The 26,289-nt window shown below is 43.7% G+C and carries 23 protein-coding genes; 1 reads left to right on the forward strand and 22 read right to left on the reverse strand.

Annotated features, from left to right (window positions below):
- Positions 1-105: 105 nt before the first annotated feature.
- The 22 genes from BUC22_RS16045 to BUC22_RS16150 all read right to left on the reverse strand — a co-directional run bounded on the left by BUC22_RS16045 (position 106) and on the right by BUC22_RS16150 (position 25,768).
- Positions 106-747, reverse strand: coding sequence for a cytidylate kinase-like family protein (locus tag BUC22_RS16045; protein ID WP_013381029.1), 642 nt, complete (start codon positions 745-747; stop codon positions 106-108).
- Positions 748-761: 14 nt separating this feature from the next.
- Positions 762-2,174, reverse strand: coding sequence for an MATE family efflux transporter (locus BUC22_RS16050; protein WP_013381030.1), 1,413 nt, complete (start codon positions 2,172-2,174; stop codon positions 762-764).
- 388 nt (positions 2,175-2,562) lie between these two features.
- A complete protein-coding gene (locus tag BUC22_RS16055; protein WP_123876074.1) occupies positions 2,563-3,297 on the reverse strand; it encodes a rubredoxin-like domain-containing protein in 735 nt (244 codons plus the stop codon).
- Between the two features lie 179 nt (positions 3,298-3,476).
- Positions 3,477-5,144: a biosynthetic-type acetolactate synthase large subunit gene (gene ilvB, locus BUC22_RS16060; protein ID WP_013381034.1), complete on the reverse strand. Its 1,668-nt coding sequence runs from the start codon at positions 5,142-5,144 to the stop codon at positions 3,477-3,479.
- A gap of 103 nt (positions 5,145-5,247) precedes the next feature.
- Positions 5,248-6,906 (reverse strand): dihydroxy-acid dehydratase, encoded by a 1,659-nt coding sequence (ilvD, locus tag BUC22_RS16065; RefSeq protein ID WP_013381035.1) that lies wholly within the window; start codon positions 6,904-6,906, stop codon positions 5,248-5,250.
- A 17-nt stretch (positions 6,907-6,923) separates the two neighbouring features.
- Positions 6,924-7,985: a 3-isopropylmalate dehydrogenase gene (leuB, locus tag BUC22_RS16070; protein ID WP_013381036.1), complete on the reverse strand. Its 1,062-nt coding sequence runs from the start codon at positions 7,983-7,985 to the stop codon at positions 6,924-6,926.
- A gap of 74 nt (positions 7,986-8,059) precedes the next feature.
- On the reverse strand, positions 8,060-8,551 hold the full coding sequence (gene leuD, locus BUC22_RS16075; protein WP_013381037.1) for a 3-isopropylmalate dehydratase small subunit: 492 nt from the start codon (positions 8,549-8,551) through the stop codon (positions 8,060-8,062).
- A 16-nt stretch (positions 8,552-8,567) separates the two neighbouring features.
- The gene (leuC, locus tag BUC22_RS16080; RefSeq protein ID WP_013381038.1) at positions 8,568-9,830 is read right to left on the reverse strand and encodes a 3-isopropylmalate dehydratase large subunit; all 1,263 of its coding nucleotides are present in this window, start codon (positions 9,828-9,830) and stop codon (positions 8,568-8,570) included.
- A gap of 22 nt (positions 9,831-9,852) precedes the next feature.
- Positions 9,853-11,448: a citramalate synthase gene (gene cimA / locus BUC22_RS16085; protein ID WP_013381039.1), complete on the reverse strand. Its 1,596-nt coding sequence runs from the start codon at positions 11,446-11,448 to the stop codon at positions 9,853-9,855.
- A 116-nt stretch (positions 11,449-11,564) separates the two neighbouring features.
- A complete protein-coding gene (gene ilvC, locus BUC22_RS16090; protein WP_013381040.1) occupies positions 11,565-12,554 on the reverse strand; it encodes a ketol-acid reductoisomerase in 990 nt (329 codons plus the stop codon).
- 574 nt (positions 12,555-13,128) lie between these two features.
- Positions 13,129-15,021 (reverse strand): alpha-amylase family glycosyl hydrolase, encoded by a 1,893-nt coding sequence (locus tag BUC22_RS16095; protein WP_013381043.1) that lies wholly within the window; start codon positions 15,019-15,021, stop codon positions 13,129-13,131.
- 56 nt (positions 15,022-15,077) lie between these two features.
- Positions 15,078-15,686 (reverse strand): ABC transporter ATP-binding protein, encoded by a 609-nt coding sequence (locus BUC22_RS16100; RefSeq protein ID WP_013381044.1) that lies wholly within the window; start codon positions 15,684-15,686, stop codon positions 15,078-15,080.
- On the reverse strand, positions 15,676-16,458 hold the full coding sequence (locus BUC22_RS16105; protein WP_013381045.1) for an ABC transporter permease: 783 nt from the start codon (positions 16,456-16,458) through the stop codon (positions 15,676-15,678). The genes BUC22_RS16100 and BUC22_RS16105 overlap by 11 nt, the downstream gene beginning before the upstream one ends.
- A complete protein-coding gene (locus BUC22_RS16110) occupies positions 16,430-17,434 on the reverse strand; it encodes an ABC transporter substrate-binding protein (protein WP_013381046.1) in 1,005 nt (334 codons plus the stop codon). The genes BUC22_RS16105 and BUC22_RS16110 overlap by 29 nt, the downstream gene beginning before the upstream one ends.
- Before the next feature lie 293 nt (positions 17,435-17,727).
- Positions 17,728-18,843 carry a 1-propanol dehydrogenase PduQ gene (locus BUC22_RS16115; protein WP_041689888.1) on the reverse strand — a complete coding sequence of 372 codons (1,116 nt, stop codon included), beginning with the start codon at positions 18,841-18,843 and terminating at the stop codon, positions 17,728-17,730.
- A gap of 159 nt (positions 18,844-19,002) precedes the next feature.
- A complete protein-coding gene (lon, locus tag BUC22_RS16120; protein ID WP_013381048.1) occupies positions 19,003-21,390 on the reverse strand; it encodes an endopeptidase La in 2,388 nt (795 codons plus the stop codon).
- 35 nt (positions 21,391-21,425) lie between these two features.
- The gene (locus BUC22_RS16125; RefSeq protein WP_013381049.1) at positions 21,426-21,845 is read right to left on the reverse strand and encodes a MarR family winged helix-turn-helix transcriptional regulator; all 420 of its coding nucleotides are present in this window, start codon (positions 21,843-21,845) and stop codon (positions 21,426-21,428) included.
- A 119-nt stretch (positions 21,846-21,964) separates the two neighbouring features.
- On the reverse strand, positions 21,965-22,621 hold the full coding sequence (locus BUC22_RS16130) for an HAD family hydrolase (RefSeq protein WP_013381050.1): 657 nt from the start codon (positions 22,619-22,621) through the stop codon (positions 21,965-21,967).
- An 87-nt stretch (positions 22,622-22,708) separates the two neighbouring features.
- Positions 22,709-23,365, reverse strand: a complete 657-nt coding sequence (locus tag BUC22_RS16135) for a TetR/AcrR family transcriptional regulator (RefSeq protein WP_013381051.1) — start codon at positions 23,363-23,365, stop codon at positions 22,709-22,711.
- Positions 23,366-24,079: 714 nt separating this feature from the next.
- Entirely contained in the window at positions 24,080-24,694 is a 615-nt protein-coding gene (locus tag BUC22_RS16140; RefSeq protein WP_013381053.1) for an L-2-amino-thiazoline-4-carboxylic acid hydrolase, read from the reverse strand.
- A 57-nt stretch (positions 24,695-24,751) separates the two neighbouring features.
- Positions 24,752-25,180: a flavodoxin gene (locus BUC22_RS16145; RefSeq protein WP_013381054.1), complete on the reverse strand. Its 429-nt coding sequence runs from the start codon at positions 25,178-25,180 to the stop codon at positions 24,752-24,754.
- Between the two features lie 24 nt (positions 25,181-25,204).
- Entirely contained in the window at positions 25,205-25,768 is a 564-nt protein-coding gene (locus BUC22_RS16150; RefSeq protein WP_013381055.1) for a DUF3793 family protein, read from the reverse strand.
- Between the two features lie 295 nt (positions 25,769-26,063).
- Here BUC22_RS16150 and BUC22_RS16155 point away from each other — a divergent pair, with 295 nt between their 5' ends.
- Positions 26,064-26,279 (forward strand): FeoA family protein, encoded by a 216-nt coding sequence (locus tag BUC22_RS16155; RefSeq protein ID WP_038351731.1) that lies wholly within the window; start codon positions 26,064-26,066, stop codon positions 26,277-26,279.
- Positions 26,280-26,289 lie beyond the last annotated feature (10 nt).

Below are 26,289 nucleotides of genomic sequence, written 5' to 3' on the forward strand. Positions count from 1 at the left end.
AAAAATGTCACGTTTTCATAAAACTTTTTTGATTTGACACCATATTTCCTTTATACCCAAAAAACAAAAAAGCCCATTGGAAATCTCCAATGGGCTGCAAGATTTTTAACCTCTTGCTTTTTTTCGTATATTTCGTTTTTCGATAAAAGCCTTAATAATATCCACACAGCTGTCTTCACCTAAAGCACCGCTGTTCAGGCACAGGTCATAGTTATCTGCCTGTCCCCATTTTTTGTCAGAATAATAGCTGTAGTAGTTGCTTCTTCTTTTGTCAATCTTTTTAACCGTCTCCTCAGCCTTCTTCAGATTTAAATCATAGATTTTAGATACCTGATTAACCCGCTCCTCAAAATCGCGATGAATAAAGACATCCACAGTATCCTCATCATCCCTGAGAACATAATTTGCGCAGCGTCCCACGATAACACAGGAGCCTTCGGCTGCAAATTTACGAATCACATCAGACTGGGCCAAAAACAAACGGTCGGTCATTGGCAGCTCAACGGTTGGTGAAAAATGCCCGGCACCAAAGAATGAACTGGTGGCAATGGAATACAACAGGGAGTTGGTCGGAGTTTCTTCCAGATCCTTAACCATTTCCGGATTAATACCGCTTTCCTTAGCGCCTTCATCAATAAGCTCCTGATCATAAAACGGAATCTCCAGTGCTTTTGCCAGTTTCTTACCAATGTTTCTTCCTCCGCTGCCAAACTGACGGGCAATGGTTATAATAATACGTTCACTCATGTCAGCTTCCCCCTTTATTCATTGATTTCTAATTCTAGTTTACCTGTTTTTGCCAATAAATTCAAGTGTTTCATTTCAAACATGACTAAAATCAAGGCTAACAAAAATGCCATGGCATCTGCAATCGGCCCTGCATATAGGGCGCCGGTGACACCCGTAAAGGCGGGAAGAATGATAAACAGCGGTATCAGAAAAAGAATCTGCCTTGACAGCGAAATCAAGGTAGCCTTTAACGGTTTACCGATGGCCTGAAAAAAGATCGAGGTTACCATCTGAAAACCGTTTAAAAAGCAGACTGACAGAAAAACACGAAAGGTCCTGAGTGCAAAATCATTGTACAATGCGTCCTCCTGTCCAAAAATATTGACGATGCCCTGTGTACAAAATTGAAACAGCACAAATCCGATACAGGCAAACACCGTCGCAATTCCCGCAGACATAAAAAAGGTTTTCTTCACACGATCGTAATTCTGAGCTCCGTAATTATAACCAATGATTGGCTGTGAGCCCACGCCGATTCCAATAAGGATGGACATCAGAATCTGGTTTACCTTCATGACAATACCAATGGCAGATAAAGGGATCTCCGCGCCATATGGAGACATTGCGCCGTAATATGCCAGCACATTGTTGGTCACAATGACGACGACCGTAACTGCCAGCTGGTTTACACAGCTTGAAATGCCAAGCGAGCAGACCATCTTGCAAATTTTTCCCTTTAGCTTCAGATACTCTTTTTTTAAGGTAATATTTTTAAAGCGCACCAGATAAAACATCGTAATGACAAAGGTGGCAATCTGTCCAAGAATTGTCGCAAAAGCAGCACCCGAGACGCCCCACCCAAAGATAAAAATAAATACCGGGTCCAGAATAGTGTTGATAATAGCGCCTACAATCATAGCAGCCATCGAAAAACGCGGACTTCCGTCTGCACGAACAACTGAATTTAACCCCGCGCCCACCAGTACAAAAGGCAGACCAATAACGATAACGCGGGTATAGGCTTCAGCATAAGGAAAAACAGTTTCCGTTGCACCAAACAGATGCAGCATCGGTTTTAACAAGAGCATCCCAAAAACAAAAAAAAGAATTCCAGCAATCGTCAGCATGGTAATCGTATTTCCCACACCTCTGGCGGCTTCCTCATTTTTCCCTTCGCCCAGCTTCAGACTGAAATAAGCCGCACACCCGTCACCGATAAGCAACGCAATGGCCAGAGAGATGGTTACCAGCGGAAAAGCCACATTTGTGGCGGCGTTTCCAAGGTATCCTACCCCCTGCCCAATAAATATCTGGTCAACAATATTATAGAGTGCATTGACAAGCATTGACACAACGCAGGGCACTGCAAATTTAGCGATAAGCTTTCCGATTCGCTCAGTCGCAAAATACGAACTATCCTGTTTCTTAATCATTTCTTCCGACATACTTTTTCCTCTCTTCTTCTTAAGTAAAAGCTAGTTAATAGTTTCATGTGAAACTAATTATAAATTTAAAACTGTTTAATGTCAAATGAAAAATAAAAAAAATCCGTCATCATGACGGATTCAGCATATCAAAAACCTCAAGAGATGGAGCCTTTTACCTAAGGAAGAAAAAGATGTCCTGCGGGCACTGCCTTTACACCTGTATTTTCTTCAATAAAGAAGACGCTTAATCTCTCCAGTGTCCGGCATTTCTGGTAAAAAGGCGTGATTCCCGACCGTTTACCGCAGCGCTTGGACCTTTTTTCTTATCTGGATAAAGGGCGCAGGCCGAGACTGCGCCACTTCTTTGGCAGATTGAATCCGTCATCATGACAGATTTATAATTTTCTTACCGTGTTGCCCGGTAATACGCATAGGTCATAGGCTCTGACTTGTGAAAAGCTTCGCCGCCGACAACTTTGCCGATAAACATATTGTGTGTTCCAAGGTCAACCGTTTTTTCTACCTCCAGCTCAATAAAGCATAAGGTATTTGGCAGGCCAGGACACCCTGTTTTTTCACCTGTAATATAAGAAACATCTTTAAATTTATCTACGGTGTGACCACTCTGAAAACCAAAATGCGTTACCAGATCATGGTTATTCTGGCCAAGGACCGAAACGCCAAACACACCGGATTTTTCGATCATTTCAGCTGTGCGGGTTCCTTTGTTAAGGCACACACTGCCGCGCAGCGGCGTGTCCGTAATCTGAATGAAGCTGTTCGAGGTCATGCCGTTAATTTTGTCCCCATCCTTTGAAGAAATGATATATAATCCATAGCTGACATTAAACAGCAGGCTTTGCAGCTTATCCTTTTCTTCCTTAGAAAGACCATCCTCGGGCTCATCCTCTACCAGCACAAATTTATCCGGTCCCACGCCACAGATCGGGCATTTTTCCGGCGGTGTATCCCCTTCATGAATATAATTACAGACTGTGCAGCGCCATCTTTTAGGCTTTTCTTCTTCAATTAATTCAAATTTATCCGGTCCCACACCGCAGATCGGGCACTCCGCGGGCGGTGTATCCCCTTCATGAATATAACCGCAGACCGTACATCTCCATTTTTTCAAAGTATTCACCACTTTCTTTTAATTTTCTACTCTCAATAATAAAACATTTTAGAATAATTTTAATTTAAAAAACAGTCTTTGTCAATTCTATTATATACCCATTTTTACTTTTTATAAATAAACAACGAAATATTCTCATATTTTTCCATTTAAAAAAGAGCCTCATTAAAGAATGAGGCTTTTTCCGATTATTCATAATAAATTTCATCAATTGGTTTTCCAGCCGGAACCATCGGGTATACACCCTCTTCCTTGGAAATATTGCAATGAACAAGCACCGGCTCCTTCATATCTTTGATCTTTTCAAGCGCATCATCCAGCTCTTCAAGGCTGTTAACCTCAAAGCCCTTGATGCCGCTGGCAGCCGCCAGCTGAAGATAGTCCGTAGTTCCCTGATCTAAATCGGTCTGGGCATAACGTTTTTCATTGAAAAGCTTCTGCCATTGACGCACCATGCCAAGCGTCTGGTTATCAAAGAGGAATATCTTGATGGGCAGGTTATAACGCTTCACCGTAATAAGCTCCTGACAATTCATACGGAAGCTTCCATCGCCTGCAACCAGGATAACATCTTTATCCGGTTTAGCAAGCTGAACACCCACCGCGGCGCCTAAGCCAAAGCCCATGGTGCCAAGCCCGCCGGAGGTAACATATTGGCCTGGGAATTTAAATTTCCAATACTGGCCAACCCACATCTGATGCTGGCCAACCTCGGTTACAACATAAGCGTCCTTGAAAACATCGTTGATATGCTCCAGCATATTTTTAGGATTGTATTCATTTTTAGGCCGTTCAGGCAGCGGCCATTCCGCGATCTGCTTATACCATTCAGGATGCTTCTTCTCTTCCACCAGCTTAGAGAGCGCTGGCAGCACATCCTTGATATTAGCCTGAATATGAACATTAACCTGAATATTCTTTTCAAACTCTGTCGGGTCAATATCAATGTGAATAATTTTTTTATCCCGCATAAATTCATTAATATTACCGGTTACACGGTCACTGAAACGGGCACCTATGGCGATCAGGGTATCACAATTGATCACCGCTAAGTTGCACTCCTGAGAACCATGCATTCCGACAAAGCCCAGTGAAAGCGGATTATCTCTCGGGATACAGCCCAGGCCCATCAGGGAATTGGCAACAGGAATCCCAGCTTTTTCCGCAAAAGCGACCAGCTCTTCGCTTGCGCCAGATTTTAAAACACCGCCGCCGGCATAGATCATTGGCCGTTCAGCACGGTTAATAAACTCCGCGGAACGAACCAGCGCGTCGCGGCTCGGCGTTGGAAAATAGTTTACAGGCTTCCGCTCATCGCTCAGAGGAACATACTCTGTTTCAGTCATAAAGATATCTTTTGGGATATCAATGACGACAGGACCCGGCCGTCCTGTAGATGCAATGTTAAATGCCTCGTAAATGGATGGCGCCAGCATGGAGACATCTCTTACCTGAAAGCTGTGCTTTGTAATCTGCATCGTTACGCTGACAATATCAATTTCCTGAAAAGAATCCTTTCCTAACAAGGATTGTGCCACCTGTCCGGTAAAAACAACCAAAGGCACAGAGTCCAGATAAGCATTGGCAATTCCGGTAATGGCATTGGTGGCTCCCGGACCAGATGTCGTAATCGCAACACCCACCTTGCCGCTGACACGGGCATAGCCGTCAGCCGCATGAACACCATTTTGTTCATGACATGGCTCGATCTGAGCAATTTTATGATCCATCCGGTAGAAAGCATCAAAAAGTGGTATGACAACGCCGCCCGGGAAAGAGAAAACATGTTCAACTCCCAATTCTTCGAGACAGCGTACGACAATCTCTGATCCTAATAATTTTTCTGCTTTTTTCATAGTTCTCTCCTCTATTTCTCTGGTTAACGGCAAATATAAATCAATCGTACTGCCTAAAATAATATCTGGCAGTACGATATTTTATAAGAGCCGCTAGCCTTGACTATTCTAAAATAGCTCCCTTATTTGCAGAAGACACAAGCTTTGCATAACGGGCCAGGTAACCCGTTTTAATTTCCGGTTCTTTTGGCGTCCAGCCCTCCCTGCGTTTAGCCAGTTCTTCCTCACTGACCTTCAGCTCAATGCTGCGGTTAGGAATATCAATGGAAATGATATCGCCTTCCTCTACAAAAGCGATTGGGCCGCCGGCCGCCGCTTCTGGTGAAACATGACCGACACAGGCGCCTCTGGTGGCGCCGCTGAAACGGCCATCTGTAATCAACGCAACAGAGCTGCCAAGCCCTCTTCCCATGATGGCAGAAGTTGGATTCAGCATTTCCCGCATGCCCGGGCCACCTTTTGGTCCTTCATAGCGAATAACCACCACATCGCCAGCATTAATCTGATCATTATTAATGGCCTCCTGCGCTGCTTCCTCGCTCTCAAACACTCTGGCAGGGCCTTCATGCTTGAGCATTTCCGGTACGACCGCGGACTGCTTAACCACACAGGTATCTGGTGCCAGGCTTCCTTTCAGAACCGCAATACCACCGGTTTTGCTGTAAGGATTTTCGACAGGGCGGATAACCTCAGGATTCAGATTATGAACCCCTTCGATATTTTCGCCCACTGTTTTTCCTGTGGCCGTGATTAAATCTGTTTTTAACAGACCAAGCTTGTTAATTTCACTCATAACCGCATAAATCCCGCCAGCGGCGTTCAGGTCTTCCACATAGGTATGGCCCGCAGGCGCCAAATGACACAGATTCGGTGTTTTCTCGCTGAGCTCGTTGGCAATTTCCAGATTCAGATCCACACCACATTCATGGGCAATCGCCGGCAGGTGCAGCATCGAATTCGTGCTGCAGCCCAGTGCCATATCCATTGTCAATGCGTTTCTGAAAGCATCCGCTGTCATAATATCCTTTGGACGAATATCCTTTTCGAGCAGTTCCATGATCTGCATACCCGCGCGTTTTGCCAGACGCAGACGTTCGGAATAAACGGCCGGGATTGTGCCGTTACCCCGCAGACCCATCCCCAAAACCTCAGTCAGGCAGTTCATGCTGTTAGCAGTGTACATCCCCGAGCAAGAGCCACAGGTCGGGCAGGTGTTACATTCATATTCTTCCAGTGTTTCCTGAGACATTTTCCCAGCAGTATAAGAGCCTACCGCTTCTGACATACTGGAAAAGCTTGTTCTCAGATCACCTACCCGTCCGGCCAGCATTGGGCCGCCGCTGACGAAAATAGCAGGCAGATTAAGGCGGGCTGCCGCCATTAAAAGTCCGGGAACATTTTTATCGCAGTTCGGAATCATTACCATAGCGTCAAAGGCGTGGGCCATTGCCATGGCTTCGGTAGAGTCGGCAATCAGATCTCGGGTAACCAGAGAATATTTCATTCCCTGATGGCCCATTGCTATTCCATCACAGACAGCGATTGCTGGAAATTCCAGGGGAACGCCGCCAGCCAGACGAACGCCGGCTTTTACGGCTTCTGTAATTTTATCGAGATTCATATGCCCCGGAACGACTTCATTATAAGAGTTAACAACACCAATCAAGGGTCTTGTCATTTCTTCTTCAGTCAGGCCAAGCGCTCTCAGAAGCGCCCGTTTCGGCACATTCTGCATTCCTGATTTTACGGAATCACTACGCATAATTTTTCTCCTTATTATTATAAACTAGAAATAATTCTCTCACCCATTTCGACACAGCCGACAACATTGCTATTGTCACCGGCAATATCGCCAGTGCGGTAACCCTGGGCAAGTGTCTTTTTCACTGCCTCCTCAATATTATCTGCCTCGTCCGAAAGGCCTAAGGAATAGCGCAGCATCATTGCAACAGACAGCACTGTGGCAATCGGGTTGGCCTTATCCTGCCCAGCGATATCTGGCGCTGAGCCATGGATCGGTTCATACATGCCAAACTTGCCTTCGCCCAGGCTGGCCGAGGGCAGCATCCCAATCGACCCAGTAAGCATGCTGGCCTCATCGGATAAAATGTCGCCGAAAAGATTTCCTGTCAAAATAACATCAAACTGGTGCGGATTAATGACAAGCTGCATGGCCGCATTATCGACATACAGGTGATCCAGCTCGACATCTGGATATTCCTTGGCAATTTCAAGAACCACTGAACGCCAGAAGCGTGAGGTTTCAAGGACATTTGCCTTGTCGACACTGGTTACTTTTCCGCCGCGCTTTTTCGCGCTGTCAAAGGCTACCCGGGCAATTCTTTCTACCTCTGGCCGTGTGTAATTCATTAAGTCAGAGGCGCCAAAATCGCCGTCTTTTTTCTTTTCTCCAAAATATACATCGCCAGTCAGCTCACGGACAACTAAAACGTCCAGGCCATCGCCGATAATCTCAGATTTTAACGGCGAAGCGTCTCTCAGTTCTTCAAAAAGCATGGCTGGTCTCAGGTTCGCGAACAGGCCAAGAGCCTTGCGAATGCCTAAGAGGCCGGCCTCTGGTCGCTTGTCCCCTGGCAGGTTATCCCACTTTGGACCGCCGAGGGCACCTAACAATACAGCGTCACTGGCTTTACAGATATCCACCGTTTTCTGCGGAAGCGGTGTGTCGCAGGCATCAATAGCTGCGCCCCCTGCCAGAACTTCTGTATAGTCAAAGGTATGATTGTACTTTTCACCAATTTTATCCAGCACTTTCATGCTGGCTTCTACGATTTCAGGACCGATTCCGTCCCCTTTAATAACTGCTATTTTATAATTCATTGATTTTTCTCCTCTGTAACCTACTCAATTTTTTTCAAAGCACAGGCTGGAAATCCAGCCTGTATATAATGAAGCTAAATGAGATTCTCGTTGACGTAATTTACCAGGCCGCCTGCTGCGATCAGCTTCTGCATAAATTCAGGGAATGCCTGTCCCTGGAAGCTCTGTCCCTTGGTCACGTCAGTGATAACGCCAGAGTCAAAATCCACTTCTACTTCGTCGCCTGCTTCAATCGCTGCCACCGCTTCCGGACATTCCAGAATCGGCAGCCCGATATTGATGGAATTGCGATAAAAAATACGCGCAAAGCTATTGGCGATTACACAGGAGACACCTGAGGCTTTGATGGCAATGGGCGCATGCTCTCTTGAAGAGCCGCAGCCAAAATTATCATCAGCGACGATGATATCGCCGTCCTCCACGCGTTTTATAAAATCCTTGTCAATATCCTCCATACAATGCTCCGCTAATTCCAGAGGATCGCTGGTGTTCAGGTATCTTGCGGGAATAATAACGTCTGTATCAACATTGTTGCCATATCTAAATACTTTTCCTTTTGCTTTCATGATGCGTTCCTCCTTTTTATAATTCTTCTGGTCCGGCAATACGGCCCAGGATAGCAGATGCCGCCGCAACCTCGGGGCTCGCCAGATAGACTTCCGAGTCCACATGGCCCATGCGTCCGACAAAGTTACGGTTTGTTGTGGAAACGCAGCGTTCTCCCGCTGCCAGAATCCCCATATGTCCGCCCAGGCATGGCCCGCAGGTCGGTGTGCTCACCGTTGCGCCCGCTTCAATAAAGTCTTTTAAATATCCCGCTTCCATACAATCCAGGTAAATCTGCTGAGTTGCTGGGATAATCAAAACACGGATTCCTTTGGCAACATGCTTACCGCGCATCAGATCTGCGGCCTTTTTAAAGTCTGAGAAACGTCCATTGGTGCATGAGCCGATAACAACCTGGTCAATCTTAACCGGTTCAGTAATTTCATCAACGGTTTTAGTGTTTTCAGGCAAGTGCGGGAATGCTACCGTAGACTTGATATCTGCCAGATTAATATCGTACACAGCGTCATACTCGGCGTCTGCGTCTGCTTCAAAGGCCTTGTATTCCTTGGTAGAATGCTCCTTCATATATTCGATGGTCTTATCGTCGACAGGGAAGATACCATTTTTACCGCCAGCTTCAATGGCCATATTCGCAATGGTGAAGCGATCATCCATCGTCAGGCTTGACACACCCTCTCCGGCAAATTCCATTGATTTATAAAGCGCACCATCCACACCAATCATTCCGATAATGTGAAGAATCAGGTCTTTTCCTGAAACACCTTCTTTGAAAGCGCCAGTCAGATTGAATTTAATGGCAGACGGTACCTTAAACCAGGCTTTACCGGTTGCCATACCAACGGCCATGTCGGTAGAACCCACACCGGTTGAGAAAGCCCCAAGCGCACCATAGGTACAGGTGTGCGAATCTGCCCCAATCACGACATCGCCGGCAACGACCAGTCCCTTTTCCGGCAGCAGAGCATGCTCTACACCCATTTCGCCGATTTCAAAATAGTTGGTGACATCCTGCTCACAGGCAAAACAGCGCACCTGTTTGCACTGCTCCGCAGCCTTAATATCCTTGTTCGGCGCAAAATGGTCTGGGACCAGCGCAACCTTGTCTTTGTCAAAAACGGTTTCCTTATTAATATTTTTAAAAACATTGATGGCTACCGGTGAGGTAATATCATTCCCCAACACCAGATCCAGGTCTGCCATGATCAAATCACCCGGTTTTACGGATTCCAGACCAGCATGTGCCGCCAATATTTTCTGAGTCATTGTCATACCCAAAATGATCACTCTCCTTCTTAATTTATATAAATTTAAACTCTTTCAATTTTCTTTCCATATCGTTGAGAAGCTTGTACTCAATCGAATCGATTAACGCGATAAGGCTGGCTTCAATAACGTCAGTGGAAACGCCGACGTTTGTCCAGATATCCTCGCCATCTGTGCTTTCGATTAAAACACGGACTTTCGAGGCTGTCGCGCCTTTATCAATCACGCGAACCTTAAAGTCTGTGAGGCGAACCTCCTTAATTTTGGGATAAAAGACCTCCAGGGCTTTTCTGAGCGCTTTATCCAAAGCATTTACAGGGCCGTCACCTTCAGCAGCGTTGATTTCAGACTGTCCCTCAACATTGACCTTTACAACGGCAGAAGCGCTGAGTGCCCGGCCTTCAACAGGCTTTTCACCGATGGTTTTAAAATCTTCAATCTGAAAAAACGGCCGGTATTTTCCAAGTTCTTTGCGGATCAAAAGCTTGATACTGCTCTCAGCACCTTCAAATTGATAGCCCTGATACTCGAGCTCTTTAATTTTATCCATCACCCGCGTGGTTTCTTCTGATTTTTTTGTCAGGCTTGGATCAATTTCATTGATCAGCTGGATAATGGTACTGCGCCCGGCAACCTCTGACATTAAAATCCGCCGCTGGTTCCCTACAGACTCTGGTGGAATATGCTCAAAGGAAGTCGGCGCTTTTAATACCGCGTCAATATGCATGCCGCCCTTATGAGCAAAGGCGCTTTTACCCACAAAGGGTTCTCGCCCGGACAAAACATAATTGGAAATTTCCGCGATACGGATGGCCGAGCTGGTCAGCTTCTCCATTGACTCTGGGCTCAGGCAGTCATACCCCAGCTTTAGCTGAAGATTGGGAATAATCGAAGAAAGATTGGCGTTTCCACATCGTTCTCCATAGCCTAAAAAAGTTCCCTGCACCTGTCTTGCCCCGGCCTGTACTGCCATAATACTATTTGCCACGCCCAGACCGCTGTCGTTATGGCAATGAATGCCGACGGCAATGCCGACTTCACTGGCAACATGCTTTACAATCTCCATGATTTCCATGGGGAGAGTACCGCCGTTGGTATCACAAAGGGCGACGCATTCGGCTCCGCCGCGCTCAGCTGCTTTCAGAACCTCAACAGCATATGCCGGGTCCATCTTGTAGCCGTCAAAGAAATGTTCTGCGTCAAAGGTTACAGCCTTTCCACTCGCTTTTAAAAAAGCCATCGTATCCTCAACCATCGCAAGATTTTCGTCCAGTGTCGTTTTAATAATCTCTGTGATATGAAAAGGCCACGCTTTTCCAAAAATAGCAACCGCCGGTGTATCCGCCTGGATAATCGCCTGCAGGTTTGCATCATCTTCCACATCAATGCCGCTTCTTCTTGTACTGCCAAATGCGCACAGCTTTGAATGCTTCAGTTCAATATCCTTAACGCGTTCAAAAAACTCGATATCCTTTGGATTTGATCCCGGGTTACCCGCTTCGATGATATCAATGCCTACCCGGTCCAGCGTTTCCAGTACCCGGATTTTATCCTCTACAGAAAAGGATATTCCTTCTGCCTGGGCTCCATCCCTAAGGGTAGAATCGAATAAAATTATTTTTTCGGACATTCTTGTTCCTCTTTCTACTCTCCGTTACGAAGGGATTTTAGCAATTTGTTTATTTTATGAAAGAAGGCAAAAGGATAACCTTCTGCCTTCTTGGTGAATAAGCGTTAACTGGACAATCAGTCAGCCCAGGTCATCATCTTTCTCAATTCTGCGCCGACTTTTTCAAGCTGCTGTTCGGACTCAATCCGTCTCTTCGCATTAAAATATGGTCTGCCGCATTTGTTTTCAAGTAACCAGTTTTTAGCAAAAGTACCTTCCTGAATGTCTCTTAATACTTCTCTCATGGCTTCTTTTGTGTCCTCGGTAATGATCTTTGAGCCTGTGACATAGTCGCCGTATTCAGCAGTATCAGAGATGGAATAACGCATCAAGGAGAAACCACCCTTGAAGATCAGGTCAACGATCAGTTTCATTTCGTTGATACATTCAAAGTATGCGCTTTCCGGTTCGTAGCCGGCTTCTACCAATACTTCAAAGCCTGCCTTCATCAACGCTGTAACGCCGCCGCATAAAACAGCCTGTTCGCCAAATAAATCTGTTTCTGTTTCTTCGCGGAAGCTGGTTTCAAGAATACCGGATCTCGCGCCGCCGATGGCTTTTGCGTAAGCCAATCCGATATCATGAGTATTTCCAGATGGGTCCTGCTCAACGGCAATCAGCATTGGAACACCTTCACCCTTTTCAAACTGGCTTCTTACAGTATGACCCGGAGCTTTTGGCGCGATCATAAATACATTTACGCCTGCCGGTGGAACAATCTGTTTGAAATGGATGTTAAAACCGTGAGCAAATGCCAGGTAGTTGCCGTCTTCCAGATTTGGTTCAATCTCGGTTGCGTAAATCTGAGCCTGTTTTTCATCTGGAAGCAATACCATGATGACATCAGATTCTTTTACCGCTTCGGCGACAGTTTTGACTGTAAGGCCCGCTGCTTCAGCCTTAGGCCAGGATTTGCTGCCTTCATATAAACCGATGCGCACATCCACTCCGGATTCTTTCATATTTAAAGCGTGAGCATGTCCCTGGCTGCCATAACCGATAACAGCTACTTTCTTACCATCTAATAAACCTAAATTACAATCTTTGTCATAAAATAATGTTGCCATTTTTTTAGTTCCTCCTAAAAAACTCTTAAGAATAATTTTTTATATAAAAAAACCGCCTCTTTGTATACAATTCTGTCATTGTATAAAAAGAGGCGGATAATATATACATATCCACGGTACCACTCTTCTTTAAAACAGCCTCACGGCCATTTCCTCTTCAGGTCGGAACAGACATCTGTCTTTCTTAACCCTAGTCATTTAACGCTGACACTCCTGTTACAGGATAACGGCTTCCCCTACTAGTTTGGTAAACTTTCAGGTCAGCAGCTCGCAAGTGAGTATTACATACCCCTTTATTGTTGGCATCACACCATTCGCCAACTCTCTGGAATAAAGACCTACGGTATCTTTCTCTTGGTCATAGCTGTTAGATATTTTTGATGTTGAAAAGATTATATCTGTTTCTAAAACCTTTGTCAACACTTATTTTTGCTTGTTTTAATTTTAACAACCTGAAACCGCTTACCCCCAATGGAATTATTTTTATTTTATCACTTTAGAGGCTTAAATCTTAAAAGCACAGCGAAAAGACTTTTATTTTACTATGCCTCTTTCCGCTGTGCCATTGTTTTATCTAACGGTTATTTTGAAAAAAACGTTCAAGCAGTTCCTGGCATTTCTCCTCACAGATACCGGAATAAATTTCCGTTGCATTTGAAAGCATTGGATGCTTTCCCAGCTCTGCCGTTGTCTCGACACCGCCAAACCGCGTTTCCCATGTCCCGTAAACCAGTTTCCTGATTCGGCTTTGAATAACTGCCCCCATACACATGGGGCACGGTTCCGCTGTCACATAAAGTTCACAGTCGTCCAGACGCCATCGTCCAAGTTTTTTTGAAGCCTCACGAATAACAAGCATCTCGGCATGTGCCGTTGGGTCCTGCAGCGTTTCTTTCTGGTTGTGGGCCGCTGCTATGATCTCTCCATTGTGCAAGATCACTGCCCCAACAGGCACCTCACCTTCTTCGATGCCCCTTTCAGCCTCCTCTATTGCTTTAGACATAATATCCTGCATGGTCATCCCTATAGGAATTTCAAGAGTCTGGTCGCATTTCTCCTCTCGGGATTTGATCTCCCCAGCGGACTGCTCTTCTGCTTGGCTGCTGCTTGGCTGTTCTGTTATTTCCTCGACGACAAGACCGCAGCTCTCAGCTGCCAGCACACGTCCGGAATCTCCAGGGATTTCAACACTGCCGTCACACTCCACAATTTCGTCGTTGTACAGATCCCTGAACTTTCCTCTCAAGTCATGGTGCTCAACTCTGACAGAATTCTCCTCGCTGTTAAACAGGGCGTAGACCTGTTCATTTTCAAAACGCCTCATGAATCCCATTTGCTGCGATTTTACAAATAATTCTTTATAATCGCCATAACGGATGGCTCTCGACGCCCTTCTAACCGCAGCCATACGGCAGATTTTCTGATATAAATCACAGTGCTCGTCAAAATGCATGCTTTCATAATTTGGTCTGAGCGGCGCGTCTGTCCCATTCCCTTTTACACCCTTGGCGCCCTGTTCGCTGCCATAGTAAATCGAAGGAATCCCCGGCATGGTATAAAGCATCAGATAAAGCGGATACAACCACGCTTCACGGGTCAGGGTTGAGGCCACCCGGTCTACATCATGGTTGTCCACAAAATTGAAAGTATAAAAGCTTTTGTAAATGCCATACTCGCCAAAAAGGCGGTTCAGGGAAAAGGAAATCTCAAAGTAGTTTTTGGTATTCAGGCTGGAATACAACCCTTTGTAGTCCTCATAATTGGTTACAGAATCAAGATGCCCCTCCTGTACCAGCACATTATAATCGCCGTGGACACTCTCACCGACAAACCAGAAGTCCTGCTTCAAATTTTTGGAAAAATCACTAAGCTCTCTTAAAAACTCAGTGTTCATAACGTTGGCAGCATCCATCCGGACGCCGTCTATATGAAATGTTTCAATCCAAAAACGCATGACTTCTTTTAAATAATCCTTTACCTCTGGATTATAAAGGTTCAGTTTGACAAGATTGTCATGCCCCGCCCAGTTTTCATAGCTAAGGCCATCGTTAAAGCTGTTATTTCCCCAAAAATTAACGCCGAGGAACCAATCTTTATAACGCGAGTTTTCCCGGTTCTGTTTCATATCCTGAAAGGCAAAAAAATCCCTTCCTACATGATTAAAAACACAGTCCAGCACCACCTTAAAACCACTGTCATGGAGTTTGTTCATAAGCGCCGCTAAATCTTCATTTGTGCCCAGACGCCTGTCAACCGTATAATAGTCTGTTGTGTCGTATCCATGCGATACTGAACTGAACAGAGGCCCAAGCAAGATCGTATTAATGCCCAGCTTTTTTAAGTATTCCAGAAGATTCTCTATTTTCCAGAGGCGGTGCTTTGTTTGTCCGCACTGCTCCTGGTATTCCTCAGCTCCGGCAAAGCCCATCGTAAAAATGTGATATACATTAAAGTCGCCAAAATCCATAAGGTTCCTCCTGTTAATGCTGTTTTCTTTTGATTATAACACTTTTTCCTTTAATATTATGTAATTTTCTCAATCTTAACAGGTTTTTCTTTTAATAAATATATCGCATCGCAGATCTTTGTAAGCTCATTCCGGTTATGGCTTACATAGATAACTGTTTTGGGATCTTGCCGCCAAAGGCGTTTGAAATCTTCAGCCATACGGTCCTTAAGCTCATAGTCCAGACTGCTGAAGGGCTCATCCATCAACAACAGGCTCGAAGGATAACAAAAAGCCCTGGCTATGGAAACACGCTGGCGCATTCCGCCGCTCAGAGCTTTTGGATAATAATCTGCATACTCTGCCAAGCCCACCATTTCAAGAATGGGTGCCACGGTCGATTCCTGCTCTTTATCCAGTACAAAGCACAGATTTTGTTTAACCGTCCGCCAGGGTAAAAGGCGGTCCTCCTGAAAAATATAAGAAACCTTCCCATCCTCTACACCTTCAATAATGCCGCTGTCTGGAGCTGTGACGCCAGCCAGAAGGTTCAGCAGCGTGGTTTTTCCGCTGCCCGACGGCCCCATAATTCCGGTGATCTTATTTTCTGGAAATTTTATACTGAAATCACGATAAATCACTTCATTTCCATAAGCCTTTGTCAGGTTTTCTATTTTAATATCCATAATCGTCACCGGCCTTTATTTTTCTCAAAAACCAAACAGTCAGTTTTTCAAGGGTAAAACTGCATATTACGACAATCAGCGTCCATGAGAACAGCGTCTCTGTTTCCAGATATACTTTAGCATAGTATAAATTCATCCCCACAGACGGGAGGGCATTGGCTAAGACCTCAGAGGTTACGGTTGATCGCCACCCCATTCCGATAACATTCATTAAAGCAGAAGCGAAGTAAGGCTTTAATGTGGGCAGATAGATATCTTTTAATACACGCTTAAAGGGCACATGGTACAGCGCCGCCATCTCCAGAAGGTTTCTGCTGGTATTTTGGATGCCCTCCACCACATTCGTCCAGGTAATGGGAAAACAGACAAGAAAGGTGACCATCAGCGGTACCCAGCCTGACTTGATCCAAAGGTTAATCAAAATACTGACCGACACTACCGGCAGCGTCCTCACAACTGTGACAAACGGCAGCATCAGTTCATAAAGAACACGGTTAAGACCGCTGAGCATTCCGACCACTGCCCCAAGCGCCACAGAGACAGCAATCCCGCCAAAAACCCGGATTAAGGTCATTCCAAGATCTTCAAAAAATCCGGCTTCACCAACGACTCCAGCCACACCGGTCAAGGTTGTCCACGGCGATGGAAGAACGAGGCTGTTTCCCACCATACTGGCTCCAAGCTCCCAAATACCAATCCAAAAAAGGATTGCCAGAAGTTTTAAAACTCCTGGCGGCATTTTTTTAATATGTGAGTCCGTAGAAATCTTCACCCGGTACCTTTCCTCCTACCGATTTTGGTTCAAAAGAAACCAGAACATCAAAGTATTTCTGCAGGTCTCCTTTGGCGTCAGACGGTGTAATAAAAACAATACTGCAATTTGGAATAGCTTTCTGAGCCATCTGCTGATTATCCATAATTTTTGCTTCCACAACATCATTGGCAGCGCGCTCATCAGCAACATTGACCGTTTCAACCGAGGTTTTATATGCCTCCATGAACTTTTTGACAATCGTTGGGTTCTTTTCAGCCCATTCCTTGTTTACTACTACACAGCCCATCTCCAGCTTTGTTCCGTCTGTAGCTTTCTCCCAGGCATCCGTCATGTCGACAGCCAACTTCAAGTTTTCATTCTTAGCAAGAGTCGCTGTGGCAAAAGGCTGCGGCAGCATGGCAATGGAGCCTTCTCCAGACGCAAGCTTCGCGGCCGCTTCACTGTGTTCCCCAAACCATTCAATGGTTACGTCAGTCCCTGGTGTCAGGCCATTTTTATCTAACAGATAGTTTAAGACATATTCCGGTGTAGAACCCTGCCCGGTAGCGTAAACCGTCTTTCCTCTGAGATCCGCCATGGAATTAATATTCTCACTTTTATCCGCTACTATTGATAAAGTTCCCAATGTGTTCACAGCACCCAAAATAACTTTACCCTCTGTTTTATTATACAGGGTGGCCGCCAGATTGGTTGGCACTGCCGCGATCTGATAATCACCATTGATGATTCCCGCTGTCACCTGGTCGGGGGCTGTGGCGATTGTCCATTCAGGCTCTACCTGCTCTCCCAGTTCAACACCTTCGGCGATCATTTCGGCCATGCCCATTCCTGTTGGGCCAGACAACGCAGCAATTTTAACTGTCTGTGGCTCTGGTTTTGGTTCTTCCTCTACCTGCTTCGTTGAGCAGCCAGCACTCATTAAAACTACTGCCAAAAGGCATCCGACAAACGCAAGCCATCTTTTTTTCTTCATTTCAAAACTCCTTTAAACGTTATTTCGAATGTATACCCATAAAAATCAAAAAACTTCCAGCCGGGGCAGGAAGTATGCAACCTAAAAGAAACCCATGCACAACATGCGTTTTTTGATTTCATCTTCCTTTCAAATCAGGCTGCTAAACCTTCTCTGTTAGGGTATTTCATCTTTTTTAGTATATCATAGCTCCAATATTCTGGCAAGGATTACATTTCTACTCTTTTCAGCGTTGTTTTTACACAAAAAACAGCGAAGACAGAACTGCAAAGTCTGCTTTCGCTGTTTTAAACTTATTGAGATATATTATTAAGAATTTCCAGTACTTCATCAGCGGTTGGCATGAGAGGTGTTGTCTGAGTGCAGGTATCTACCAGAGCATTCTCTGCAAGCTGACGTTTTCCAGCTTCAAACTCATTTCTATCCATTCCCCATGCAATCAGAGAAGTAGGCATTTCCATTTTTTCCATAATATCCCGGATGTACGCGATCAGCTTATCCACAGCAACTCTGGCCGTGTCTGTAAAAGGTGCGATACCCGTAACCTTAGCGAGCAGTGCGTAACGATTCAGACATCCCTCATCGCGGCTGTTAAAAGTAACCACATGCGGCAGTAAAATCGCATTGGCCAGTCCATGCGGAATATGAAACATACCGCCCAGGTTATGTGCAATGCCATGATTAATGCCCAGTCCCGCTTTATTAAAGGCCATACCTGCCATGGTTGACGCTACCTGCATCTGTTCACGGTGGTAAGTATTGTCTGGATCGTTATATGTGATCAGAAGCGACTGTGTAATAATCTGAACAGACTTTTCAGCGAAACAATCTGAAAAATTATCTCTTCCCTGGGCTACATAAGCTTCCAGAGCATGTGTTAATACGTCAATACCAGTATTGGCCACGATCGGCTTGGGGACGCTTCTTGTAAAATCCGGATTTAAAAGTGCCACAGCCGGCAGCATCATTGGATCTGCAAAAAGGTGCTTGACCTTTGCCTGTAAATCAGTGATAACCGTTGCGGCGGTTGCGTCTGACCCGGTACCGCTTGTGGTTGGAATCGCAATAAACTCAAAAACCTTCCCCGTTTGCCTGGCTGTAAAGAAAAGGATCGCTTTAGCGGCATCGATGGCTGATCCGCCGCCGAAGGCGACGATCACATCACAGCTGCTTGCCATGAGCCGCTTCATACCGGCTGCAACTTCTTCAAGTGGTGGGTCTGGCACCACATCTGTGAACAGTACAACTTTATTTGAATCGTCTATTTCTTTTAAAATCCGGGTTACAGACTGGTTTTCTGCCAGAAACTTATCGCAGACAATGAAGATTCCCTGATTCTTGTACTGATTAAAATATTCAAGGCAGTCAACGCCACTGATGACTTTTGTATTTAATTCAAAAACTTCCATATTACCCTCCTGGTATTTATCCATGGACATAAATCTTCCAAATAGAATATTAGTATTTTATCCTTTCAATTCACTTTTTAGAAGAAAAAATCCCGTCGACATCATATAAATTTTTATCATTAAAAAAGACCAAGGCCTGAGCATTGGTCTTTTTAATCTTTATAAAATCATTGAAGGGGTGTGGTCCTTATCTTCCGGTTTGTTTAATAAAACATCAAATTTCAGGTCGCATTCCGGCAAATCAACGCCAAGAGCCTCTTTAAGGACATCCTCAATCGTATCGACGAAAACAAAAGTCAGTTCATTTCGCACTTCTTCTGGAATATCCTCAACATCTTTCTGATTCTCTCTGGGAAGCAGCACTTTTTCAATGCCGCTGCGGTGAGCTGCGATAACCTTTTCTTTAATTCCTCCAACTGGCAGTACCTGGCCGCTCAGGGTAATCTCACCGGTCATAGACAGTTTGCTGTCTACCGGTTTTCCAAGAACTAAGGATGCCAGAGCAGTGGTTAAGGTTACACCCGCGCTTGGGCCATCCTTGGGTGTTGCACCGGAAGGCACGTGGATATGTGTATCGTAGGAGAAATAGTTAAACCCATTGCTTTCACCGCCGAGACGGGAACGAATCAAACTCATGGCAATGGTAGCACTTTCTTTCATGACATCGCCCAACTGGCCGGTTAAAGTCAGTTTTCCGTTTCCTGGCATAATAGTGGCCTCTGTAAAGAGGATTTCTCCGCCAACAGCAGTCCACGCCATACCGGTTACCACGCCAGGTTTATTGTTTTCACCCGCTTTTTCATGGCGACGTGTTTTATTGCCAAGAATTTCTCTTAGATTGTCTTTTGTAACTGCCAGCTCTTCACATTTTCCGGAAACGATACGTTCCGTTGCCACACGGGCAATTTTTGCCAATTGCTTGGTCAGTCCTCGGACACCCGCTTCTGCGGTATAGTCTTCAATGATCTGAAGCAGTGCTTCGTCGCTGATGGTCAGCTGACTTGCACTAAGACCATGGTCGTCCAATACCTTCGGAATCAGATGGTCCTTGGCAATATGCAGTTTCTCACGGTTTGTATAGCTGGAAAGTTCAATGATTTCAGCTCTGTCTAAAAGCGGTGCTGGAATGGTGCTCAGATCGTTGGCAGTCGCAATAAAGAAAACATCGGACAAATCATAGGGTACCTCCAGATAATGATCCGCAAAAGTATTATTTTGTTCTGGATCTAAAACTTCCAAAAGAGCCGCAGACGGGTCACCCTGGTTTGAAATACCCAGCTTATCAATTTCATCAAGGATGAAAACCGGATTCATGGTTCCCGCGTCATTGATTCCCTTGATAATGCGTCCAGGTAAGGCGCCAACATATGTGCGGCGATGGCCACGGATTTCAGATTCATCTCTGACGCCGCCAAGGCTGACACGTACGTACTCACGATCCAGCGCTTCAGCTATACTCTTTCCAAGGCTTGTTTTACCTGTTCCCGGAGGTCCGGCTAACAGCAGAATGGAGCCCTGTTTATCTTCTTTCAGCTTCATAACAGCTAAATGCTCAATGATACGTTTTTTCACATCATCGATACCATAATGGTGCGAGTCAAGCACATTTCTGGCTTTACCAATATCAATTTCCTTAATTTCACTGTGCCAAGGCAGCTCAAGCAATAAATCGAGATAATTCTGAATGACGTTAACCTCCGCACTTCCCTGGGCCGCAGCCTCCAGCTTTTTAAGCTCTTTCATCGCTACCTTGCGGACTTTTTCCGGCATATCGGATTCTTCGATGCGCTTTCTGTAATCTGCTTCCTCTTCCTCTTCAGTATCCATCTCGCCCAGCTCAGCGCGAATATTTTTCAGCTGCTCTCTGAGCATGGCTTCTCTGTAAGCTTTATCCTTCTGCTTGGAATACTTCTTGCTGATTTCAAGCTGCAGATGAACCGAATCCTTCTCGCGGATCACATAATCAATAAATTTAAGCGCCCGTTCTTTTTCTGAATCAATCTCCAAAAGCTCCTGCTTGCTGGAAATTGGAATCCCCATCATGGGAACAGTATAGCCGATTACCTCTTCAATCGAATGGAACCCTTCAAGCAGCTTGACAAAATAATCTGCTCCCTTAAAGTTACGTCCAATATCTCCCATGATACCTTTGATATAGTCAATCATTTCTGCCTGCTCGGTTTCATCCAAATCATGAATATCCTCGAGTTCATAATAATCGCCTACAAGTCCTTCACCATCGTTGGCAATATTGCTGACGCGCACCCTTCCTAATGTATTAATATCAATAATATATCCGTTGTCTGCACGTTGAATATTATCAAAGTTCAAAAGCACTCCAACAGAGTAAAAAGATTCACCCGTCAGGAGGTCGTATGCATGATAATCTTTTGTCGTTACGCCGACAGCCAAGGTGTCGTTGCGAACGATCAGTTTTTTTATATTTTGGCCAATCACTTCATTTACAAAAATACGGCTTGCCACACCAGGATAGATAACCGTCTCAGTAATTGGAATGATCGCTGTATGCTTCATTTCTAAATTCATAAATGTCCTCCTCAATTTTATTTAAATCCATAACGTCAATTCAGTTTATTCAACAGGGTTATGAGTGTATTAATTTCTGACTCATCCAGACAAGCTTCAATGCGTTCGATCAGCCGAAGCTGGGTCAGTTCCTCTGCCCGAGCAATGCGTTTTCCTTTGGGTGTCAGGTGGATGTAGCACACCCTTTTATCTTTATCTGATTTCTCTTTGTAAACACAATCCCAGGAAATAAACTTATTGATCACTTCCGTTATGGTTGGCTTAGAATTTGATGTAAAATCAGCCAGCTTGCTAAAGGTCATATTGTTGTTTTCATCAATGATCCGTAAATAATAAACCTGTTTACGAGTCAGTGCTTTGGCCTGGCATTCATGGCTGATGGTCTCGCTACACTGGCTTCCTAGTTCTAAAAGCTTCATGTATGCCTGATAGAGCTCATGTCTTTTACATGTCATTTTGTCCACCTTTTACCATAATTAATTAGTTAGCATTAACCTAACTTTACAAGCATAATTATAGCCCTATCCTAACCAAGTGTCAAGACAGGGCTACCTTGCCTAAAGTTTTAATTAAGTTAATCCATAATCGTTACGGTTTCAAAAAAGCGGTCAAAATGTGCGATTCGATAATCCGCCAGATGGACATCAACCTGACCTTCCGGAGCGCTGAGATACGCTGTACACTGCATACCGGCCCGCTTGGCTGCCAGAATCCCGCTGCCAGAATCTTCAATGACCATACATTTTTCAGGCGCTACATTCAATAATTCTGCAGCGCGCAAAAAAATATCCGGAGCCGGCTTACCCACAGCGACGTGATCTCCTGAAACCCTTACATCAAAAGCGTCCTCTAAATCAAACAATTCCAACACACGATTAATCGCAGGAACGGTTGAGGAAGAGGCGATTGCGATGCGGTACCCTTTATCCCTTAAGGTCTTCAGAAAAACATCTACACCCTCCATCATGGTTTTCTGATTTTCATCGCTGAATAAAAAGTCCAGATATAGATTATTTTCATATTCTGCCAGTTCCTCAGCGCTCTGTTCAAAACCAAATCGTTCTTTCAGCTCCCGCCACCAGTCAACTGTCACTCTGCCCATGCTTTTCACTGCGTCTTCTTCAGACATCTCCAAGCCCATTTCGGCGTACATATCCAACTCAATTTGTTTATAGTCTGGTTCAGAATCAATAATGACTCCATCCATATCAAAAATGACTGCCTCGATCATTTCATCTCCTCAAAAAAATATTTCCTATATAAATACTGCAAACCGCTTCCGCAAGCTCATATCACTCCAAAGCATCTAACGCCGAGGTTAGATCAGAAAGCGAATTTCTGACAGTTGTCCGCTTTCAGAAAAACGAAAGGCCTGCTCAATAGTATTATCCAGCGTTTCTTTGTCAATGGCTAAAATACGAAACGTGTTGCGTACCAGATACTCCACAACCTTGTGTGCATCAAAAGGCAACTCTCTGTCGTAATAATCCATATATATTTCCTTTTGCGCGCCATAATTCGTAATGGCATATGCGTCCAGATCATCTTTCTCATATGATTTATTGAAAAAATCAAGACATGATCGATTGAATGTCTTAATTAAATACAAACGCTCTTTACGGCTGGCATCTTTTTCCAATATTTCATAATAAAACCGAGCATTTTTTGAGTCTTTAAGGATATCATCAAAAAAACAAATCAGCGTAAAACAGTATTTTGTAAACAGTGTTGCCTCCTGTCCCAAAGTCTCACTGATAGAGTTGTAAAGCCCCATGAAATATGTATTGTAAATCTCACCTACTAAATCTGTCTTTTTTTTGAAATAATAGGTCATCGTACCAAGCTTTACACCTGCTTCTTCTGCAATATCCTGGATTCCTGTATTGGTATAACCGCGTTCATAAAACAGCTTTTTTGCAGTATTCATTATATTTTCTCGGGTCTTTTTCCCTTTAGTTGTTAATTTTTCGGCCATACTTCACCCTGCTTTCTTTAAGTACTAATGGAGAATTTTATTTTCCAATACAGTAATTGTACCATTTGATTCTCATGATAACAACCAATATTCTCAGTAAAAATATCGTCTTTTTCGCTGTTTTTTTATATTTTCTTTTTCAATAATCGTTTTATTTATATTTTGATATATAATTCAATCACTACCATCTAAGCCTTGGTATTGCAAAAGAAAATTACATAAACAAAGTTACATCAATAACGAAAGAGTTTCATTTTGTAATAAAATAAAAATAATTTTTTATATTTTATACTTGACAGTTCTTTTTCTTTGTTGTATACTTAAGTCATAAGTTAGTTATGCTTAACTTAAGCAGCTAAACTGAACAACAACACACTCTCTGATTAATGCAGCCAATCAGATGAAGATTATCGAAGCACAGCGATAATCACTCACCGTAACATGTGAGAAGTATTCCTATTAAGACAAATCCTTTTAACAATCAACTTCGTTCAAATACCAATGAATTGTTTAATCCACTTTCAAAAGCTGCTGAAACTAACTTATTAATTTCTTCAAAAGTGTTTCGGGAAATGATACTCCTTCTTTTGGAGCCTGCCAAGGGCAGGCAGGCTCCTTTCCCAACACATCCAATTAACCTCTCTTGAATTGATGAATGCTATCATTCATTGTTCATTAAACAGCCTGCAGGCTTTACTGACAGGCTTTTTTTATTTAGACTTTATAAAAGCTCAGCTCGCAATAATCATCTCCCTGCCCTTTATAATAAGGACGACTAAATCCAACTTTATCTTCCATACCTTCAAAAGCAGTTTTTTCAAATTCACAAAATAAAGGAGCTAAAATGACGCAATCATTTGCTTTTAAAACATCAAAAAATAGACAGGCTTTAATATCAAAGCACAACTTGCTGCGTGTATTTTCAATCAATTCAATATCCCATTCTTTTTCAGAAAAATAATCGCTATAACCTTCCGCTACCTTTTTTCGATAGTTCGCAAAAAAGAACGGCGTTGACGACAGCCTCTCCAGCTCTCTAGACATTAAAACAGCATACCCTTTCATAAGCGCTTTTAATATTTCCTCGGTTTGCTGCCATGAAATTTTTATCTTAAGCAATGCCTGATATAACGCTATTGTGCGCAGCACAATCTCCCGCATCTGCGGCAGCTCGCCCTTTGTCTCTTCAGACGATTCTTTTGTCAGCAAAGCATCGTAGCTAAGCTCAAAAGACCTGTAGGCTTTACCTCCTCTTTCAGTTCCGAGCATTTCCAAAAGCAATAATCTGCATTTTTCAAGTAATTCCTGTTTATTGATTGCCGCTCTCATATTTTGTCCTTTCTAAGATGAATAACAAAAAGGCCGGATCTCTGCCGGCCTGTAAAACTAAAACTGCGCAAATCCTTTTCCAAAGTCAACGCACTCTTCCTCACCATCACTATCTGGTGTTTCCTGAATAATCAGCCCTTCGTCATAAAGCACTGCCCCAGCTTCACGAACACGATCCTCCCAGTCTCTCATCCATTCACCGTCGCCCCAGCCGTAAGAGCCAAACAAAGCCACTTTTTTATCTTTTAAGTTGGCTTCAATATCCGTAAAGAACGGATCAAAATCGCCTTCTTCAAGCACTTCTGCCCCCATCGACGGACATCCGAAAACAATATGATCATAATCCGCGATTTTGTCTTTGCTAAAATCCGTTACAAAAAAAGTCTCTGAACTTTTCCCACCTTTTTCAATACCGTCCGCAATACGATTGGCCATTAATTCTGTATTTCCTGTGCCGCTCCAATAAATAACTGCAATTTTATCCATTTTTATTCTCCTTTAATGATTTTATCAACCAGCTTGCATTAATTGTCTGATTGAGGCTCCCCGATTAATATAGCTGCAAACTACATCTCGGCATTTTGTATATTTTTCAAATAATTTCAATTTATTTTCAACGTCCGAATATACCTTCCAACAACCACACACCTGGCAGTTTTTTCCCTTATTGAGGATAAACCCTTCAACATCTTCTATGGGATATCCCAGAAAAACACCAATTTCGTGTGGAAAATCTCCTGTTGCACTTACATTTTTTTTAAGGTTATCCAGCAGTTCATTAAAAGTCATATTTTCTTGATAACCATATTTTTCTAAAAAGTTTATTACTTTTGGTTCTTTAAGACTCTCTGTAAGCTTCTTTTTTTGATAAACCAGAACCAATACGCGACGTTCTGTTTCCCATAACGGTTCAAGGTATAAACCTTTATGATTCAAAAAGGCATTATACTCAGATAACAAATCTGAAATATCTGCAAACTGCTTCTTTGCGCAGCAGATGAGATTCGCTTCTTTTATTCCCATCAGGGTTGGGGCACAATGAAAACCCAGTAATTTATCAAAATCATTCAGCATCTGTCTTATTTCCCCTTTTATATGTTCAATGATTCCAGCGTTAACTTTGGAATTATTGTTAGTGCTAGCTAACTAACTGAAAACATCTTAGCACGCGTTTTTTATTCTGTCAATACCTTTTCATTAAATAGGAATGATTATAAATTAGTTAATATTACGCTATTTTTTCTCTCGAAATTGAATCAATCGCTAAATTCTTCTTGACAATATTATCACAAAAGGTTAAACTTTAAACAAGATATCAGATGCGGCTAACATTTTTATGAGCATCTAACTGAATTAGGAGGTATGAATGATGCCGTTAAGTATGGCCCGTATGGGAGAACCAGTAAGAATAATGAAAATTAATGGTAAAGATGAAACAAAACGTTTTTTAAATAGTTTGGGATTTGTTATTGGTGATAATGTCACTGTCGTTTCTCAACTAGGCGGCAACATGATCATCAATGTTAAAGATACACGAGTTGCAATTGATAAATCAATGGCAAATCGAATAATGATCAACGAATAAGGAGATATGA

It is taken from the genome of Eubacterium callanderi (assembly GCF_900142645.1).
Taxonomy (GTDB): Bacteria; Bacillota; Clostridia; order Eubacteriales; family Eubacteriaceae; genus Eubacterium; species Eubacterium callanderi.

Excerpts from the sequence above, each read along its gene's own strand:
- BUC22_RS16045 (WP_013381029.1), bottom strand. The coding sequence starts at position 747 with ATGAGTGAACGTATTATTATAACCATTGCCCGTCAGTTTGGCAGCGGA.
- BUC22_RS16050 (WP_013381030.1), bottom strand. The coding sequence starts at position 2,174 with ATGTCGGAAGAAATGATTAAGAAACAGGATAGTTCGTATTTTGCGACT.
- ilvB (WP_013381034.1), bottom strand. The coding sequence starts at position 5,144 with ATGAAAAAAGCAGAAAAATTATTAGGATCAGAGATTGTCGTACGCTGT.
- ilvD (WP_013381035.1), bottom strand. The coding sequence starts at position 6,906 with ATGCGTAGTGATTCCGTAAAATCAGGAATGCAGAATGTGCCGAAACGG.
- leuB (WP_013381036.1), bottom strand. The coding sequence starts at position 7,985 with ATGAATTATAAAATAGCAGTTATTAAAGGGGACGGAATCGGTCCTGAA.
- leuD (WP_013381037.1), bottom strand. The coding sequence starts at position 8,551 with ATGAAAGCAAAAGGAAAAGTATTTAGATATGGCAACAATGTTGATACA.
- cimA (WP_013381039.1), bottom strand. The coding sequence starts at position 11,448 with ATGTCCGAAAAAATAATTTTATTCGATTCTACCCTTAGGGATGGAGCC.
- ilvC (WP_013381040.1), bottom strand. The coding sequence starts at position 12,554 with ATGGCAACATTATTTTATGACAAAGATTGTAATTTAGGTTTATTAGAT.
- BUC22_RS16095 (WP_013381043.1), bottom strand. The coding sequence starts at position 15,021 with ATGGATTTTGGCGACTTTAATGTATATCACATTTTTACGATGGGCTTT.
- BUC22_RS16100 (WP_013381044.1), bottom strand. The coding sequence starts at position 15,686 with ATGGATATTAAAATAGAAAACCTGACAAAGGCTTATGGAAATGAAGTG.
- BUC22_RS16110 (WP_013381046.1), bottom strand. The coding sequence starts at position 17,434 with ATGAAGAAAAAAAGATGGCTTGCGTTTGTCGGATGCCTTTTGGCAGTA.
- BUC22_RS16115 (WP_041689888.1), bottom strand. The coding sequence starts at position 18,843 with ATGGAAGTTTTTGAATTAAATACAAAAGTCATCAGTGGCGTTGACTGC.
- lon (WP_013381048.1), bottom strand. The coding sequence starts at position 21,390 with ATGAATTTAGAAATGAAGCATACAGCGATCATTCCAATTACTGAGACG.
- BUC22_RS16125 (WP_013381049.1), bottom strand. The coding sequence starts at position 21,845 with ATGACATGTAAAAGACATGAGCTCTATCAGGCATACATGAAGCTTTTA.
- BUC22_RS16130 (WP_013381050.1), bottom strand. The coding sequence starts at position 22,621 with ATGATCGAGGCAGTCATTTTTGATATGGATGGAGTCATTATTGATTCT.
- BUC22_RS16135 (WP_013381051.1), bottom strand. The coding sequence starts at position 23,365 with ATGGCCGAAAAATTAACAACTAAAGGGAAAAAGACCCGAGAAAATATA.
- BUC22_RS16140 (WP_013381053.1), bottom strand. The coding sequence starts at position 24,694 with ATGAGAGCGGCAATCAATAAACAGGAATTACTTGAAAAATGCAGATTA.
- BUC22_RS16145 (WP_013381054.1), bottom strand. The coding sequence starts at position 25,180 with ATGGATAAAATTGCAGTTATTTATTGGAGCGGCACAGGAAATACAGAA.
- BUC22_RS16150 (WP_013381055.1), bottom strand. The coding sequence starts at position 25,768 with ATGCTGAATGATTTTGATAAATTACTGGGTTTTCATTGTGCCCCAACC.
- BUC22_RS16155 (WP_038351731.1), top strand. The coding sequence starts at position 26,064 with ATGCCGTTAAGTATGGCCCGTATGGGAGAACCAGTAAGAATAATGAAA.